Raw genomic sequence first — 14,988 nt, 5'->3', positions numbered from 1 at the left:
CCATCCACCTCTTGTATTGATAGCTCTGCGATATATCTTAAGCCTATCAAGAGTTATCGAATTGAATTTAGGAGAGTGAATATGACTTGGCAGAAAAGACGCCGCGGCAATTGGAATGGCGGCTGGAATAACCTCGGCCCGTTGGTCGCGATGATGGCGTCCTCTGCGGGCGATTGGGAAGAGATCGGCGAGAAAATGCGGGGTGGCGGTTCGTGGCAAGACGGCCCCAAACGGCGCAAGCGGCGTGGGCGTATGTTTGGTCAAGGCGAACTGCGCCTCGCACTGCTGGCGCTGATCAATGAAGAACCGCGCCACGGCTATGAGCTGATTAAGGCGATCGAAGACATGACGGCGGGCGGCTATGCGCCGAGCCCGGGCGCGGTCTATCCGACGCTGCAAATGCTCGAGGAAGAGGGCAAGATCAAACCGGCGAAGTCCAAAGCGAAGGCAGAAGATGGCGAAACGAGCGGCAAGAAGCCGTTCAAGGCGACCAAAACTGGCAAGGCAGAGCTGAAAGAGCGCGCTGAAGAGGTCGATCAGCTGATGGGCCGGATTAACGAGCACGGCGACCGGGCCGAAAAGGTCAAAGAACGCTCGCCCGATCTGTTCCGCGCGATGGGCAATCTCGGCTCTGTGTTGAAAAACCGGGCCCGCGCCGGAAAGCTCGATCAAAACGCGATGAATGAAATTGTCGACATTATCGATGAGGTCGCCAAGCGTATTGAGAGAATGTGAAATTAGGAACAGCGCGGGCAATCAACCCCCGGTTTGCCCGCTCTGCGCCTTTGATATAACCTCACCCTTCTGAGACTGGGTCGCGTCCATTCTTGGGAGGGAACACAATGGAACAATCTGTCAAAACGCCTTGGCACCTGTGGGTCGTCGGGGTTCTAACGCTGCTGTGGAATTCGGTTGGCGGCTTTAGCTACACGATGACTCGGCTGGGCAAGCTCGCCGATCTAGGCATGGGCGCTGAGGAGATCGCCTATTTCGCTAGCCACCCGGTGTGGGCCAACACCTTTTGGGCGCTCGGCGTTTGGGGCGCGATAGCGGGATCGCTGCTGATCTTGCTAAGATCACGCCACGCAGTGATCGCAATCCTCATCGCGATTGTCGGCCTTATCGGCTCGAACATCTACCAATATACAATGTCGGAAATTCCAGAGAGCCTGCAAAGCCCGATGCTTACAGGTCTAATCTGGGTGACCACTTTGTTTATGCTGTGGTACGCGCTCCGCATGAAGTCGGCGGGTGTGCTGAGATAAAGGAATGGGCGCGGGCGGCTAAAGGCGGCCAGCCCACTAAGCCACCGCTTGCTCCACGCTTTCCTTCGCGATCAGTGCTGCGCGCTCTTCAACCAGGCGCACATACAAGTCGGCGACCACGCGGTTGATCGCCTCCCAGCTGTATTCGCGAGAATTCATCTCGCCCGCGGCGCCGTGGCGCGCGCGCAGGTCGTGATTGGTGCAATAGGGTGCCAGCGCGTCGGCATAGGCCTTGGTATCGCCTGGGGGCACCAGCCGGCCAGTTTCCCAATCATCGACCAGGCTGGATGCGCCGGTGGCTCCGGCTGCCACCACTGGCAGACCGCTCGCCATCGCCTCCAGCGTCACATTGCCGAACGTCTCAGTGATGGACGGGTTGAAAAAGATATCGCCGCTGGCCAGCGCCTTGCCCAGATCAGCGCCGGTTTGAAAGCCTGCGAAAATCCCGCCGGGTAGGGCATCTTCGAACCAGCCGCGTGCGGGGCCATCGCCGATCACCAGCACCTTGTGCGGGGCCTGAAGTTTGCGCAGTTCGATAATGCTGTCGGCAAAGACGTCGAGGCCTTTCTCCATGACCAACCGGCCCAGGAAGACGATCGCGATGTCGTCATCCGCCAGGCCCAGGCTGCGGCGCCATTCCATATCACGCTTTGATGGATCGAAGACGGTGCGATCCACGCCGCGCGTCCACAAGCCAATGTCATCATGCATGCCCTGCGCGATCAGCTCGTCAATCATGCTTTGCGATGGCGCGACTAGCGCATCGCAGCGATTGTAAAACCGCCGCAGCATCCAAAGCACGGCAGGCTCTAAAAAGCCCATTTTGTAATAGCGCGGATAGGTCTCAAACCGGGTGTGAACCGAGGACAGCACCGGAATATCGTGTTCCTGCGCCCATTTCAGCGCCGCATGGCCCGATGGGTCGGGCGAGGACAGATGCACAATATTGGGCTGGAACTTCTCAAGATCGCGCCGGACCTTGGTATTAAAGCCGGTTGGCAGGCGATACTCGCTCCTTCCCTTCACCGGCATGCGCCAGCCGGGCAGGCTCACCAAATCGCCGGTTGGCTCAAAATCGGGCTCTTCCACCGTGGGCGAATAGACCCGCACCGCCGCGCCCAGACCCAGCAGCGAACCGACGAGGCGATTGAGCGCCTGGTTCGCGCCGTCGCGGGTGTAGTTATAATTGCCGCTAAACAGGGCGATGCGAAGATCGGAAATTTCCATGTTGAGCGCGGCATAGAATGTTGCGCGAGGATTTGCGAGTTTGTTTTGCGCATCGCATCGGCGCCGCGATATGTTGGATTTTTGTGTACGCCCTCAAACGCCGGGCGGCGGACATCCGTCCGCCTTGGCTTTCCTCGCATAAGCTCGGGCGGCCGGTCGGCCTTGCGACGCCTTCGGCGCCGAACCATTCCAAGCCAGCCGCTTTACGCCAAGGTTTTTGGGGCCAAGACACCGAATGAGCGCCAAGACGCTTGGTCCCACATCGATGGCCTGAAATGGCTCGGCGAGCGTCTAGCGAGCCGCAAGGCCCTTGCGGCCGCCCGCAGCGATGCGACCGTCAGGTCGCGTGAGCGAGGAGATCGCGTGCCGGATGGCATGCGTAAAACATAGACTCCTTCGTTGACATGCGGCGAGACGCCACTACACGCGGCTCCGGGCCACGCGGTCCCAACGCCGCGCGAGCTCTCTGTAAGGAGAGAATACATGACTGAACTACCTGCCGAGCCGGTGCTGAAGCCTGCTCGTCCGCAATTTTCATCCGGTCCGACCGTTAAGTTTCCCGGATGGTCCCTCGACAAATTGAAAACCGAATCGCTCGGGCGCTCGCATCGCTCGGCCGTCGGAAAGTCGCGTCTTAAATACGCGATTGATCTATCAAAAGAGATGCTGGGCGTGCCCGAGGATTACCTCGTTGGCATCATGCCCGCCTCTGACACTGGCGCGCTGGAATGCGCGATGTGGACCATGCTGGGCCAAGGTCCAGCGACCGTTGCGGCTTGGGAAAGCTTCGGCAATGTCTGGATCCAGGATGCAGTGAAGCAGCCGAAACTGCCGAACCTGCAAGTGCTAGATGCCGATTATGGCGAGATCCCTGATCTTCACTCGATCCCGCAAGACAACGACGTTGTCTTCACCTGGAACGGCACGACCTCGGGCGCGAAGATCCCCAACACGGATTGGCTGGAGCCAGGCCGTAAGGGCGTGACCATCAACGATGCCACCAGCGCGATCTTCGCCCAGGAAATGGACTGGGCGAAGCTCGATGCGACGACCTATTCCTGGCAGAAGGTGATGGGATCAGAGGCGCAGCACGGCATGCTGATCCTCTCGCCCAAAGCAATTGAGCGGATCGAGAGCTATGATCCTGAATGGCCGCTGCCCAAGCTTTTCCGCCTGAAGAAGGGCGACAAGATCAATCGCGGCATTTTTGAAGGCGCGACGATCAACACGCCATCTTTGCTGGCGGCCGAGGATTACATCGCGGCGCTCGAATGGGCGCAGGCGCTGGGTGGGCGCAAGGCGATGTTTGAACGCGCCGATGCCAATGCGAAAATCGTGGGTGATTGGATTGAGGCGACGCCTTGGCTGAAAAACATGGTCAGCGATCCGGCCAAACGCACCAACACTGGCGTGTGCATGAAGTTCACCGGCGATTGGTACGAAAACCTATCCGCCGAAGATCAGGCCGCCGTGCCGAAGAAGATCGTCAAAATGCTGGAAGAACAGCATGTTGGCTATGACTTCAACGGCTATCGCGACGCCCCGCCGAGCTTGCGCATCTGGTGCGGCGGCACGGTTGAGCAAGAGGATCTGAAACGCCTTTTGCCGTGGATCGAGTGGGCCTACGCGCACGTCAAAGCTGGCTGATTTCGAGCCAACAATTCCACCGTTCGTGCTGAGCTTGTCGAAGCACTGTTTTTCTTGAAGCAATGGGCGCACTCTCAACAGAAGTGCAGCCCTCGGGCAGGCTCAGGGCGAACGGATTTCTGCAGATTCTGGAGTAAATTCCAATGACCAAACCTAAAGTACTCATCTCTGACAAGATGGATCCGAATGCAGCGCGTATCTTTGAAGAGCGCGGCTGCGATGTTGATGTGATCACGGGTGAAACCCCGGAAGAGCTGATCGCGCGGATCGGCGATTATGATGGCCTCGCAATCCGGTCTTCCACCACGGTCACCCCCGCCGTTCTCGACGCCGCGACCAATCTGAAGGTCATCGGCCGCGCGGGCATTGGCGTCGACAATGTCGATATCCCCTATGCCAGCGGCAAGGGCGTGGTCGTGATGAACACCCCGTTCGGCAATTCGATCACCACCGCAGAGCACGCGATCGCGATGATCATGGCGCTCGCCCGGCAAATCCCGGCGGCAAACACTCGCACGCAAGCGGGCGAGTGGCCGAAGAAGGACTTCATGGGCGTCGAGGTGACTGGCAAGACGCTCGGCCTGATCGGTGCGGGCAATATTGGCGGGATCGTCGCCAGCCGCGCGCTTGGCCTGAAGATGAAAGTGATCGCTTACGATCCCTTCTTGACTGAAGAACGCGCCGTCGAAATGGGCGCGGAGAAGGTCGATCTGGACACGCTACTGAGCCGCGCAGACTTTGTCTCGCTGCATACGCCGCTGACCGATCAGACGCGCAATATCCTCAGCCGCGAACGGCTGGAAAATGCGAAGCCCGGCATCCGCATCGTCAATTGCGCCCGCGGCGGATTGATTGACGAGGCCGCGTTGAAAGATTGCCTTGAAAGCGGGCAAGTGGCCGCGGCCGCGCTCGATGTGTTTGCGGAGGAGCCAGCTAAGGAAAACCCGCTGTTCGGCGCGCCAAACTTCATCTGCACACCGCACCTTGGCGCCTCCACCACCGAGGCTCAGGTCAATGTTGCGCTGCAAGTGGCCGAGCAAATGGCCGATTATCTGGTCAATGGCGGCGTTACGAACGCGCTCAACATGCCATCGCTGTCGGCTGAAGAGGCGCCGAAGCTGAAACCGTACATGGCGCTGGCTGAGAAGCTCGGCAGCCTTGTGGGTCAGCTGGCCCACGGTAATCTCACCAAGATCAGCATTGAGCGTGAAGGTGCAGCCGCCGCGCTCAATGGAAAGCCGATCAGCGGCGCTGTTCTGGCCGGTCTGATGCGCCGCTATTCCGACACGGTGAACATGGTCAACGCGCCGTACCTCGCCAAGGAACGCGGTCTCAACGTCAGCGAAGTGCGCCACGAGCGCGAAGGCGCGTATAACACGCTCGTCCGCGTCACGGTGGAGACAGAACAAGGCCCGCGCTCCGTCGCAGGCACTTTGTTTGGCAACACCGCGCCGCGTCTGGTGGAGATTTTCGGGATCGGTATCGAAGCCGATCTGGATGGTCACATGATGTATGTCGTCAACGAGGACGCGCCGGGCTTTATTGGCCGCATCGGTACGCTGCTGGGCAATCACGGCGTCAACATTGGCACCTTCCACCTGGGCCGGCGCGATGCGGGCGGCGAGGCGGTGCTGCTGCTCTCGCTCGATCAGCCGGTGACGGCCGAAGTCATCGCCGATGCTGAAAAGGTCGAAGGCGTGAAGCTGGTCAAAGCGCTGGAATTCTAAGATTTTCTCTCTCACGGCAATCCGGCCCGCTATTCAGCGGGCCGGTGCCTCCGAGGGGCGGCCTAACCGGCCGGCGGGCAGTCGCCCTTGCGGTTCGCAGTGCGAACCGATGCAATATTCCGTTCGCCCTGAGCTTGTCGAAGGGCTGCTCTTATTCTAGCGCGCACCTGTATGACCAATACCGACAATCTCCTGCCCGTTGGGCTGGCCGACCGTTTGCCCGCCATGGCAAGCCGCATCACCCGCGCCATGCGCGCCAGTCTGGATGCGCTGCAAGCCCACGGTTATGACCGGGTGCGCCCGCCGCTGCTCGAATTTGAGCAATCCCTGGCCGCGCGCATGGAGGGGGTGAAGACCCGCAATGCGTTTCGCTTTGTCGACCCGGACAGTCTGCGCACGCTTGCCCTGCGCAGCGACATTACCCCGCAAATCGGGCGCATCGCGGCGACCAGCATGGCCGATAGCCCGCGTCCGCTGCGCCTCGCCTATTGCGGTGACACGGCGCTGATCCAGGCGGACCAGCTCGATCCAGCACGCGAACGCCTGCAATTGGGCGCGGAACTGATCGGGGCAGATACGGCGGAGGCAGCAGGCGAGATCGTTGCGCTGGCGGTGGAGGCCCTGCGCGCAGCGGGTCTCACCGGGATTTCGGTTGATTTCACTCTGCCTGATTTGGTCGATACTCTCGCAGAGAAGGCCATGCCGCTGACCGCTGAGCAAGCCGAAGATGTCCGGCGCGAGCTTGATACCAAGGATGCTGGCGGGCTGAAGCAGGCGGGCGGCGAGGCCTATTTGCCGCTGCTCTATGCAACCGGCGATTTTGCCGAGGCGCGCGATAAGCTCCGCGCGATTGACGCAGGCGGCGCCTTGTCCAGCCGGATTAAGGGGCTGGAGGCGATTGCCGCGCGGGTGGGAGATGCAGCGCGCATCACGCTCGACCCGACCGAACGCCACGGTTTTGAATACCAAAGCTGGTTCGGCTTCACGATCTATGCAGATGGCGTGCGCGGGGCCGCCGGGCGCGGCGGCACATACCGCATTGGCGGCAGCGACGAGGCCGCAACCGGCTTCACGCTCTATGTCGACGCCGTGGCCGAGGCGGCACCAGAGGCGGAGGCGGCAAGCACGCTCTACCTGCCCAAGGGTTATGACGAAGACGCGGCCGCGCGCCTACGCGCAATTGGCTGGCGCACGATTGCGCAACTCGGCGAAGACGAAGACGCCAAGGCTCTTGGTTGCACACATATCGTTCATGGAGACGACATCACCGCGCTTTAGAAACCTATACGATCACGGCCTGAATTGGTGGAAGGGGTAGCAATGTTAAAGCTTATAGTCGCCGCAGCCAGCTTGGCGTTCGCAAGTCCAGTTGCCGCGCAATGGAATTATGAAATCAATGAAGGCGGCCATTACGCCTGGATCACCGATGGCGGCTTTGTCGAGAATTCCTACGATAACGGCATGCACGTGGTTTGCCCCGATGCGGCTCCGTCCGACTTCGACCCATCCGACACCCGGCCCCGCCAAGTGCTCTGCACATTCCGCGTCGCGCTTGACGGCGAGTATCCACGCCCGCCTGCTGTTGTGACCTTCACCTTCGACGACGGCACGGTGATATCGCGCTTGTCGGAACGTGTGGGCGGCAAACCCCAAATCGGGCTGGAAGGGGACTTGCTGCGGGCGATGGTGTCAAAGTCGAGCGTCACGGTCTCGACAGCCAACGGAGCGAGCCACACATTCTCGCTGACCGGATCGGCTGCCGCCTTGCGCAGCGCGATGGGGCTGTCTTCCTGAGCGCTTAGCCCAAAACCCGTTCCAAAAACGCATCGACCATTGCGGTCGCCGGATCCCCGCTGGCCCCCAATTCCCGATTGATCCGCCGGTGATTGGTGTTTTGCACGGGCAGTGCGGCGCTATCGGCTCCGGCGGCGGCCAATTTGCTGCTGAGCATTTGTGATTGCTCGGCTGATTCTGCGCGCGTCGCAACGTGCAGGATCAGCCAATTGGGCGCATCTGGTCCGCCGACATGGGCGGCCGGTGACAAGGCGCTTTGCCGCGCGGCATCGATGCCGAACACTTTGGTGTAAAGCGCCTTTTCCCGCGTACCTGCGCCCGCAATGCTGGCGGCAATGTCATAGCCTGCGCCATCAAGCAGAACTGCGCCTTTGATCGCCCCGAACGCATCGCCTGCATATTGCGGATCGGTGCTGACCAATGCGGCCAGATGCGCCCCGGCGCTGTGCCCCATCATTATGATCGTGTTGGGGTCAAAGCCCAATTCGCCGCCTTGCGCACGCAAAGCATTGATCGCGCTGGCGATATCCATTGCCTGCTCTTCAACCGTCGCATCCGGGACCAAGCGATAGCCGGTCGAGGCAAAGGCATAGCCAGCGCCGGTGAAATGCGCGGCCTTTTGCCCGATGGAGTTCTTGCGATCGCCAATCGTCCAGCCGCCGCCATGCACAAACAGGATCAACGGCGGAAGATCATTCCAGCGATCCGTTTGCGGCCCATCTTTGGGGGCATAGAAATCCGCTGCTTGGTTTGGATGCGCGCCATAAAAGACCGCAGCATCCACCTTCATCCCTGCCTGAGCCGCCGCGCGGCGCTCCCTCTTTCCCCGCGCCTTTCTCCGCGCTCGCCCCCACGGCGGCCACCGCGTTCGCCGCGCTCACCGCGGCGTTGCTGGGCGCGTTCGCGGAATTCTGCCGTGCATGTGCTGCTGAATTCGGACAGGTTGTCGCGCAGGCAAGCCCTGATCTCGGAGCGGTCACGGCCGCACAGCTGGACGACTTCTTGACGGCATTCGCTCGAGACGCGGCTACTTTGTTGGGCGAGAATTGGTACAGCGATCATTGCTGTCGCCAGTGTGCCAAGGGGGAGAGCGTAGCGTAATTTCATGCCGGGTTCCTGTGTTTCAACTGAGGCCGCATGGTTTGCGCAAATGCACAGCTGAGGTTCAAGTCGCGAATTGTCGCAGAGTGTCGCGCTGCCGATTAATGCTGGCTGGATGGTGGCGAACTGGCGCTGCTTTTTGGGCGGGTGTGCGGGGCTGGTTGGGACGCGTTGGTCGTGAGGCTGACCTTGGTTGGGCGTTGGCTTATAGCGCCACCGTTATCCTGAACTAGGTTGGCCTGTGGCCGGCTGCGCTTCCAGGATAACCGTCACAATGAGCGCGAGACCTAGGGGGTTATCCCGGATCAGGTCTGCTTTGCAGAGCTACGCTTCCGGAATGACGAATAAGCTGAGCCTCGACGACCGAGAAACCCCGCTTCTTTCAACCACGTCACCCTGAACTCGTTTGACCTTCGGCCAGCTACGCTTCCAGGGTCCATGCCTTGGCGCGACATACTTGGGTTTGAACTGGCGATGGATGTTGGAAGCGAAGCTGTGCACGGCACAACTGAATTCAGCATGACGAGCCTTGTCTCGGCCACCGTCACCCCAGCGTAGGCTGGGGTCTAGGGCCGCTCAGCACGCGACCACACCGATTGAGATTCCAGCCCTTCGACAGGCTCAGGAGAATGCCTTTCGCTGGGATGACGGTGGGTGTTGAAGCGCCCCAACGAAACAGTAAGGAAGCGGGGTTACTGCGTTTTGCAACGTAGCGCTGCGTTTGGCGTTGGCGCCATGTTGAGGAAGAATTGATGGCTTGGTGGATCAAAAAAGACATGTCCTATGCTGGACCGGATTTTGATTGGGTTGATCCTGATGCCGTCGAAGAGAAGCGTGGTCTTGTCGGCAGCGGGCTCTCTTTGAGCAGGCCGCTCAGCGAAAGAAACCTGCCCAAAGCCGCGCACAGTCGCAGGGTGGCGAAGGCTCCGCCCAAGCAGGATGTCTTTATTGTCGATTATGCGGTTGCTTGCAATCGGCGTTTCAAAGACCTGGTTGAACAGTTTGAGCCGGGATTGCACCTATTTGCGCCGATTGAGCTGCAATACCACGATGGCAAAGTGATGGAAGGCGAATTCTACTTCTTCAATTGCAATGCCGATGTCGATTGTTTGCTAACCGACAACAAGGAAGAGTGGTTTTACAAGAACCGCAGGGGCGAAATCTCGCCTATGTTGAAGCACATTGTAAAGCTCACCCCGCTCGAAATCTCGCTTTCCAAACCGCAGATCGAAGGTCGGCATCTTTGGACCGGCGGGCCGCTGGGTTGGGACCAATTGTTCGTCTCGGACGAATTCTGCGCAGCGCTGCGAAAAGGGCGCTTCAGGGCGTTGCAAATCTGGCGCGAATGCCACGAAGTGGACCGCGAATGGGTCGCTGAGGAGCATATGGGGCCGCTGCTGGATAGATGGCGCGAATACGTTGCTGCTGACCGAAATTGCGAAGTGGGGTATATCTAATGGCCACAGAAAACAGCGTGCGGTAATTCTCACGTCTGTATGCCAATTTGAAGCTTTAAAGCGTGAACGGATTTAGCACAGCGACGCGGCGCTCACTGAGGTTCACCAGTTTTCCTACATAGCACTGACCCGCTAAGGATGGCGCATGCTTTTGTTCCCTGTCCTCCAGCTTCCCACTAATCGACTAAATCGATCAATCGGCGCATCTGTGATCGATTGGTCTTTTTGGCCCTGCACTGTGTTCCAGCCGCTCCAAGCGTGCTTCAGTAGCGATGAGTGGAGTGGGGTGGGAAGAGGAGTCGTTTGTGGTTCCGCACGCTATCCAGCGTGCGATGTCCTCGGTTGGCTTGTTGGGCCTCAAGCGCCGGCGTTCGCATCCGCTCACTTGGCTATCCTCGCTCATGCGATCTGGCGATCGCGTCGCTGCGGGCGGGCGTGCGCCCTTGCGAGACCTCCGGTCTCGAGCCATTCCAAGCCAGCGACCCAGCACCAAGCGTCTTGGAGCTTTGCATCTGGCTTGGTCGCGGAGCACGGTCGGCGTCCAGCCTACCGCAAGGCCCTTGTGGCCGCACGCAGGCCCGACAGGGCCGAGGAGATCGCACACCGGATGGTGTGCGAAACACAAACACCACCTTGCTCTTGCCCGCGCGACGCCCTAGGCCCGCGCGGTTTGTCGGGTCACACCTTCCCTACCGAATCAGCATGAAAGTAGAGCATGGCTAACGTCACCGTAATCGGCGCCCAGTGGGGCGATGAAGGCAAAGGCAAGATCGTCGATTGGCTCGCCAGCCGCGCCGACGCCGTTGTCCGCTTCCAGGGCGGGCATAATGCCGGCCATACGCTGGTGATCGATGGCGAGGTCTATAAGCTCAGCCTGCTGCCATCGGGCATCGTCAGCGGCACGATGAGCATGATCGGCAATGGCGTGGTGCTGGACCCGTGGGCTTTGCGGGAGGAAGTGCAGAAGCTGGAAGGCCAGGGCGTTGCGATCAATGACGACAATCTGGCGATTGCGGACAATTGCCCGCTGATCCTGTCGGTGCACCGCGATCTTGACGCGCTGCGCGAGACCGCGGCGGGCAAGGGCAAGATCGGCACGACCGGGCGCGGCATTGGCCCGGCCTATGAAGACAAGGTCGGACGCCGCGCGATCCGCGTGTGCGATCTGGCGCATCTCGACCGGCTGGAGCCGCAGCTCGACCGGCTGTGCGCGCACCATGACGCGCTGCGCGCGGGCTTTGACCAGCCGCCTGTCGATCGTGAGGCGATCCTGGCGGAGCTGGCCGATGTTGCCGACTTCGTCCTGCGCTTTGCTCAGCCTGTGTGGAAGCGCCTCAAGAAGGTGCGAAAGGCGGGCGCGAAGATCCTGTTCGAGGGCGCGCAGGGCGTGCTGCTCGATGTCGATCACGGCACCTATCCCTTCGTCACCAGCTCCAACACCGTCAGCGGCACGGCCGCCAGCGGCAGTGGGCTGGGCCCGAATGCCACCGGCTTTGTGCTGGGCATTGTGAAGGCGTACACGACGCGGGTTGGCAGCGGCCCGTTCCCCACAGAGCTTGATGATGAGATCGGCCAGGGCATTGGCGAACGCGGACATGAGTTCGGCACCGTCACCGGGCGCCAGCGGCGCGTCGGCTGGTTCGATGCGGTGCTGGTGCGGCAAACCTGCGCGATCAGCGGTGTGACCGGGATTGCGCTCACCAAGATCGACGTGCTCGACGGGCTGGAAACGGTTAGGATCTGCACCGGATACCGGCTGCGCGGCAATGTGCTCGACTACTTCCCGAGCCATTCGGCGGATCAGGCCGAGGTGGAGCCGATCTATGAGGAGATGGAGGGGTGGAGCGAGAGCACCGTGGGTGCGCGCTCCTATGCCGACCTGCCAGCGAATGCGATCAAGTACATCCAGCGCGTGCAGGAGCTGATCGAGACGCCGGTGTCGCTGGTGTCGACCAGCCCAGAGCGCGACGATACGATCCTGATGAAGGACCCGTTTGAGGACTATGGTTAGGGCTGCGTAAGTCCCTGCTTGGGACATAGGGGCCGATGCGCAATTGCGCGTGCGCCGACCTCGCGTTAGTTTGAAGCTATATGAAGCGCCTGTTTGCCTTGATTGCTCTGCTCTTGACTGCGTCCTGCGTGGGTCCGGGCAGCGAGACCATTGTGGATGCGGCGCCGGATGCTCGGGTGCATACCGGCGCCTATCCGGTGCCGCCTGCGGGCGCATCGCGCAGTGTGCCAAGGCGCGGCGCGCGCTTGGCCGACTACCTGATCGTCGACAAGTCAAAGCGCATGCTGGTCGCTTACAACAACGGCCGCCCGATCCGCGCTTACTATGGCTTGCAGTTCGGCGATGCGCCGATGGGGCACAAGCGCTTTGAGGGCGATGAGCGCACGCCGGAGGGCCTTTACACCATCGACACGCGCAACCCGCAAAGCAGCTATCACCTGAGCCTGCGGATCAACTACCCGAATGTGAACGACCGCCGCTTTGCAGCGCAATATGGCCGTTCGGCGGGCGGTGACATCTTCATCCATGGTCAGCCCAATGGTGCGGGACGGCGAATGCGCGGGGACTGGACCGATGGGTGCATCGCGCTCTCTAATGCAGAGATTGAGGAGCTGTGGCGCCTCGTGCCCGATGGCACCCCGATCGAGATCCGTCCCTAAACGGCATTAGCTCTCGCGCTCTTCAGACAGCAGCGCGACCTGCACCTGCAGTTTCTTCACTTCGCGCAGGATTGTCAGCATGTTCATGCGAGCAAACATCCACTCCTTCGCAAACCCAATCACCACCAGCAATGCAACACCGGCTATCGCCCATAGCGCGTGGATCATGGGGTGATCTGTGGAGTGAGCGACCTGCCAGATCACGAACAGGAACAGCACGCCCAGCGCGGCTGTGAAGGCGAAGATCAGCTTCGCCCATCCGCCAAGCGGCCCCTTCCAGCTGTCGCCAATCTGCTGGAACAGCCCGCGGTCGCCTTCCAGGTCTTTGAGGAATTCAAAATCGTCATCATCGAGCGCGTCTTTGATGCGGTCATCAGTGCTGGTCATCATATGTCTCCTTCAGTGTGTTCAGATAAGGCCGCCTTCAATTTGCGGCGTGCGTGAAACAGGCGGCTTTTGGCCGTGCCTGCCGGGATCGATTGCACCGCAGCGATTTCGTTGAGCGTAAGCCCCTCGGCAAAGTGCAAATGCGCCGCGAGGCGCTGATCAGGCGGTAGGCTGGCAAAGGCCTGCTGCAATGCGAGTGCATCGTCCTGCGCGGGTGCTTGCGCTTCTTCTGCCTCCGCCTTCGCAGCTTTACCTCGCTCGCGAATGCGCTTGCTCAGATGCGTCGCCCCGCGCCGGTGCAGGATCGCAAAGGCAAAGCTGCGAAACCGTGCCGGATCGCGCAGACTACCAATGCCCTTCCAAATCCCGATCCAGCATTCTTGCGCCAGATCTCGCGCCAATTCGCGGTCGCCGGTGTAGCGATAGGCCGCACGGATCAGCCGAGCATCCCAGCGCTTATGCAGTCGTACGAGCGCTTTTTGGTCGCCTTGCTGCACCATCACGACGAGCAATTCGTCGAACAGAACGCCGGGGTTCGGCGGGGCAGGGCAGGTTTGCTTGGTCATTACTGGAGTAGTCGCGCATTCCGCGCAAAAGGTTCAATGCCTTCGGTAAAATTGCCTTAGATTTACACGAATTCTTGACTTGAACACGTTTTGTTCTACTTGTGTTTCATTCTATCAAGGGGGCGATTCGATGGCTCAAGTAGATTTTTCGTACGATGTGGCGTGTGATCCGGCCGGAGAACCTGCTAGTATTGCGGTGTTTGCTGATCGGCCCGCAATGCGCGGCCAGATTGCCGAGGATTTGGTCGGCGCTGGGTTTCGCGCGGCTGATGGCGGCCCGATCGCTGACCTGCTGGAGGGGCCCGTCCGGGTGCTGGGCGATGTTGTCTTAATCGATTGCCCATCGGTAGACGCGCAGACATTGGCGGCGCTCTCGCGGCTCGATATGCGGGTCGCGCGCTCGGGTTCGCAATTGATCGTTTCCACCTCGCTCGATGCGCTGGATGATGTGTTTGCCGCCATGGATCAGTCTGATCCTCAGTTTCTGGTTAACCCCACGCGGGCGGATCGTATTGTCGCTGCGGGCCGAGTGATCGCCAGCGTTTCCAATTCGCGCGTGTGCGAAATGACCGAGGAAGATCGGCTCACCTTGCTAAGGCTGTCTCAGCAGGTTGATGCCATCGCTAGCAAGCTGGAGGGGCTGTCCGACACACCGCTTAAGCCTCAGGGCTCAGGCCAGGTGGCTGCGGGCGATTTTACGGCCAAGCAGACCGCAAGAAACGCCTCGGACCGGACTGATGCGGCTTTGGGCGATAGCAGCCCGACGCCGCTGCACACTGCACGCCCGCCTTTGCCCGATCCCCGGTTGGTGCGTCAGATTATCGCCAATCGTCAGACCAGGGCGAGGTTCTTTGACGCGGAGCTGTTTGCTGATCCGGCCTGGGATATGCTGCTCGATCTGACGGCGGCTCATGCTGAGCACCGCCGTGTCTCAGTCACCTCGCTGTGTATTGCGGCCGGGGTTCCGGCAACAACGGCGCTGCGTTGGGTGCGGCAGATGGTTGATAGCGGCATTTTTGTGCGGATCGCCGATTCCACTGACAAACGCCGGGCCTTCGTCGCGCTGAGCGAGGCGAGCGCCGATGGCATGGCGAGCTATTTTGCGGCGATTGATGCACCGCTCAACCTGGCGGCTTAAGCTGGCTGG

Annotated in this window: 14 protein-coding genes; 10 read left to right on the top strand and 4 right to left on the bottom strand. The window is 60.5% G+C overall.

What is annotated here, in order from left to right; translation table 11 throughout:
• Window positions 1–81: 81 nt before the first annotated feature.
• Both AC0V6M_RS01595 and AC0V6M_RS01590 read left to right on the top strand, forming a co-directional pair.
• Window positions 82–735 carry a PadR family transcriptional regulator gene (locus AC0V6M_RS01595; RefSeq protein ID WP_486137116.1) on the top strand — a complete coding sequence of 218 codons (654 nt, stop codon included), beginning with the start codon at window positions 82–84 and terminating at the stop codon, window positions 733–735.
• A gap of 107 nt (window positions 736–842) precedes the next feature.
• On the top strand, window positions 843–1,265 hold the full coding sequence (locus AC0V6M_RS01590) for a hypothetical protein (protein ID WP_486137115.1): 423 nt from the start codon (window positions 843–845) through the stop codon (window positions 1,263–1,265).
• Window positions 1,266–1,301: 36 nt separating this feature from the next.
• Here the strand turns inward: AC0V6M_RS01590 and AC0V6M_RS01585 are convergent, their stop codons facing one another.
• A complete protein-coding gene (locus tag AC0V6M_RS01585; RefSeq protein ID WP_486137114.1) occupies window positions 1,302–2,492 on the bottom strand; it encodes a glycosyltransferase family 4 protein in 1,191 nt (396 codons plus the stop codon).
• 483 nt (window positions 2,493–2,975) lie between these two features.
• On the opposite strand from AC0V6M_RS01585, the gene AC0V6M_RS01580 reads away from it, so the two are divergent.
• The 4 genes from AC0V6M_RS01580 (at window position 2,976) to AC0V6M_RS01565 (ending at window position 7,660) form a co-directional block, all read left to right on the top strand.
• Window positions 2,976–4,139, top strand: a complete 1,164-nt coding sequence (locus AC0V6M_RS01580; protein ID WP_486137113.1) for a phosphoserine transaminase — start codon at window positions 2,976–2,978, stop codon at window positions 4,137–4,139.
• Between the two features lie 143 nt (window positions 4,140–4,282).
• Window positions 4,283–5,866, top strand: coding sequence for a phosphoglycerate dehydrogenase (serA, locus tag AC0V6M_RS01575; RefSeq protein WP_486137112.1), 1,584 nt, complete (start codon window positions 4,283–4,285; stop codon window positions 5,864–5,866).
• A gap of 171 nt (window positions 5,867–6,037) precedes the next feature.
• On the top strand, window positions 6,038–7,144 hold the full coding sequence (locus AC0V6M_RS01570; RefSeq protein ID WP_486137111.1) for an ATP phosphoribosyltransferase regulatory subunit: 1,107 nt from the start codon (window positions 6,038–6,040) through the stop codon (window positions 7,142–7,144).
• Window positions 7,145–7,186: 42 nt separating this feature from the next.
• On the top strand, window positions 7,187–7,660 hold the full coding sequence (locus AC0V6M_RS01565; RefSeq protein ID WP_486137110.1) for a hypothetical protein: 474 nt from the start codon (window positions 7,187–7,189) through the stop codon (window positions 7,658–7,660).
• Window positions 7,661–7,664: 4 nt separating this feature from the next.
• Here the strand turns inward: AC0V6M_RS01565 and AC0V6M_RS01560 are convergent, their stop codons facing one another.
• Window positions 7,665–8,450 (bottom strand): alpha/beta hydrolase, encoded by a 786-nt coding sequence (locus AC0V6M_RS01560; protein ID WP_486137109.1) that lies wholly within the window; start codon window positions 8,448–8,450, stop codon window positions 7,665–7,667.
• Window positions 8,451–9,513: 1,063 nt separating this feature from the next.
• On the opposite strand from AC0V6M_RS01560, the gene AC0V6M_RS01555 reads away from it, so the two are divergent.
• From AC0V6M_RS01555 to AC0V6M_RS01545, 3 genes are all read left to right on the top strand, one after another.
• The gene (locus tag AC0V6M_RS01555; protein WP_486137108.1) at window positions 9,514–10,218 is read left to right on the top strand and encodes an imm11 family protein; all 705 of its coding nucleotides are present in this window, start codon (window positions 9,514–9,516) and stop codon (window positions 10,216–10,218) included.
• A 715-nt stretch (window positions 10,219–10,933) separates the two neighbouring features.
• The gene (locus AC0V6M_RS01550; RefSeq protein WP_486137107.1) at window positions 10,934–12,229 is read left to right on the top strand and encodes an adenylosuccinate synthase; all 1,296 of its coding nucleotides are present in this window, start codon (window positions 10,934–10,936) and stop codon (window positions 12,227–12,229) included.
• A gap of 80 nt (window positions 12,230–12,309) precedes the next feature.
• Window positions 12,310–12,888 (top strand): L,D-transpeptidase family protein, encoded by a 579-nt coding sequence (locus AC0V6M_RS01545; protein WP_486137106.1) that lies wholly within the window; start codon window positions 12,310–12,312, stop codon window positions 12,886–12,888.
• Window positions 12,889–12,894: 6 nt separating this feature from the next.
• On the opposite strand, the gene AC0V6M_RS01540 is transcribed toward AC0V6M_RS01545, so the two are convergent.
• Window positions 12,895–13,275, bottom strand: coding sequence for a DUF6768 family protein (locus tag AC0V6M_RS01540; protein WP_486137105.1), 381 nt, complete (start codon window positions 13,273–13,275; stop codon window positions 12,895–12,897).
• Window positions 13,275–13,841, bottom strand: a complete 567-nt coding sequence (locus tag AC0V6M_RS01535) for an RNA polymerase sigma factor (RefSeq protein WP_486137104.1) — start codon at window positions 13,839–13,841, stop codon at window positions 13,275–13,277. Before AC0V6M_RS01535 ends, AC0V6M_RS01540 begins: the two co-directional genes overlap by 1 nt.
• 130 nt (window positions 13,842–13,971) lie before the next feature.
• On the opposite strand from AC0V6M_RS01535, the gene AC0V6M_RS01530 reads away from it, so the two are divergent.
• On the top strand, window positions 13,972–14,979 hold the full coding sequence (locus AC0V6M_RS01530; RefSeq protein ID WP_486137103.1) for a MarR family transcriptional regulator: 1,008 nt from the start codon (window positions 13,972–13,974) through the stop codon (window positions 14,977–14,979).
• The last annotated feature ends 9 nt before the right edge of the window (window positions 14,980–14,988 follow it).

The sequence above is a fragment of the Erythrobacter sp. JB3-1 genome, from assembly GCF_057364995.1.
Note: the sequence above shows the minus strand (reverse complement) of the source record. Positions and strands in the feature narration are given on the sequence as shown.

Coding starts and splice junctions, on each gene's coding strand:
- AC0V6M_RS01595 (WP_486137116.1), top strand. CDS start 82: ATGACTTGGCAGAAAAGACGCCGCGGCAATTGGAATGGCGGCTGGAAT.
- AC0V6M_RS01590 (WP_486137115.1), top strand. CDS start 843: ATGGAACAATCTGTCAAAACGCCTTGGCACCTGTGGGTCGTCGGGGTT.
- AC0V6M_RS01585 (WP_486137114.1), bottom strand. CDS start 2,492: ATGGAAATTTCCGATCTTCGCATCGCCCTGTTTAGCGGCAATTATAAC.
- AC0V6M_RS01580 (WP_486137113.1), top strand. CDS start 2,976: ATGACTGAACTACCTGCCGAGCCGGTGCTGAAGCCTGCTCGTCCGCAA.
- serA (WP_486137112.1), top strand. CDS start 4,283: ATGACCAAACCTAAAGTACTCATCTCTGACAAGATGGATCCGAATGCA.
- AC0V6M_RS01570 (WP_486137111.1), top strand. CDS start 6,038: ATGACCAATACCGACAATCTCCTGCCCGTTGGGCTGGCCGACCGTTTG.
- AC0V6M_RS01565 (WP_486137110.1), top strand. CDS start 7,187: ATGTTAAAGCTTATAGTCGCCGCAGCCAGCTTGGCGTTCGCAAGTCCA.
- AC0V6M_RS01560 (WP_486137109.1), bottom strand. CDS start 8,450: ATGAAGGTGGATGCTGCGGTCTTTTATGGCGCGCATCCAAACCAAGCA.
- AC0V6M_RS01555 (WP_486137108.1), top strand. CDS start 9,514: ATGGCTTGGTGGATCAAAAAAGACATGTCCTATGCTGGACCGGATTTT.
- AC0V6M_RS01550 (WP_486137107.1), top strand. CDS start 10,934: ATGGCTAACGTCACCGTAATCGGCGCCCAGTGGGGCGATGAAGGCAAA.
- AC0V6M_RS01545 (WP_486137106.1), top strand. CDS start 12,310: ATGAAGCGCCTGTTTGCCTTGATTGCTCTGCTCTTGACTGCGTCCTGC.
- AC0V6M_RS01540 (WP_486137105.1), bottom strand. CDS start 13,275: ATGACCAGCACTGATGACCGCATCAAAGACGCGCTCGATGATGACGAT.
- AC0V6M_RS01535 (WP_486137104.1), bottom strand. CDS start 13,841: ATGACCAAGCAAACCTGCCCTGCCCCGCCGAACCCCGGCGTTCTGTTC.
- AC0V6M_RS01530 (WP_486137103.1), top strand. CDS start 13,972: ATGGCTCAAGTAGATTTTTCGTACGATGTGGCGTGTGATCCGGCCGGA.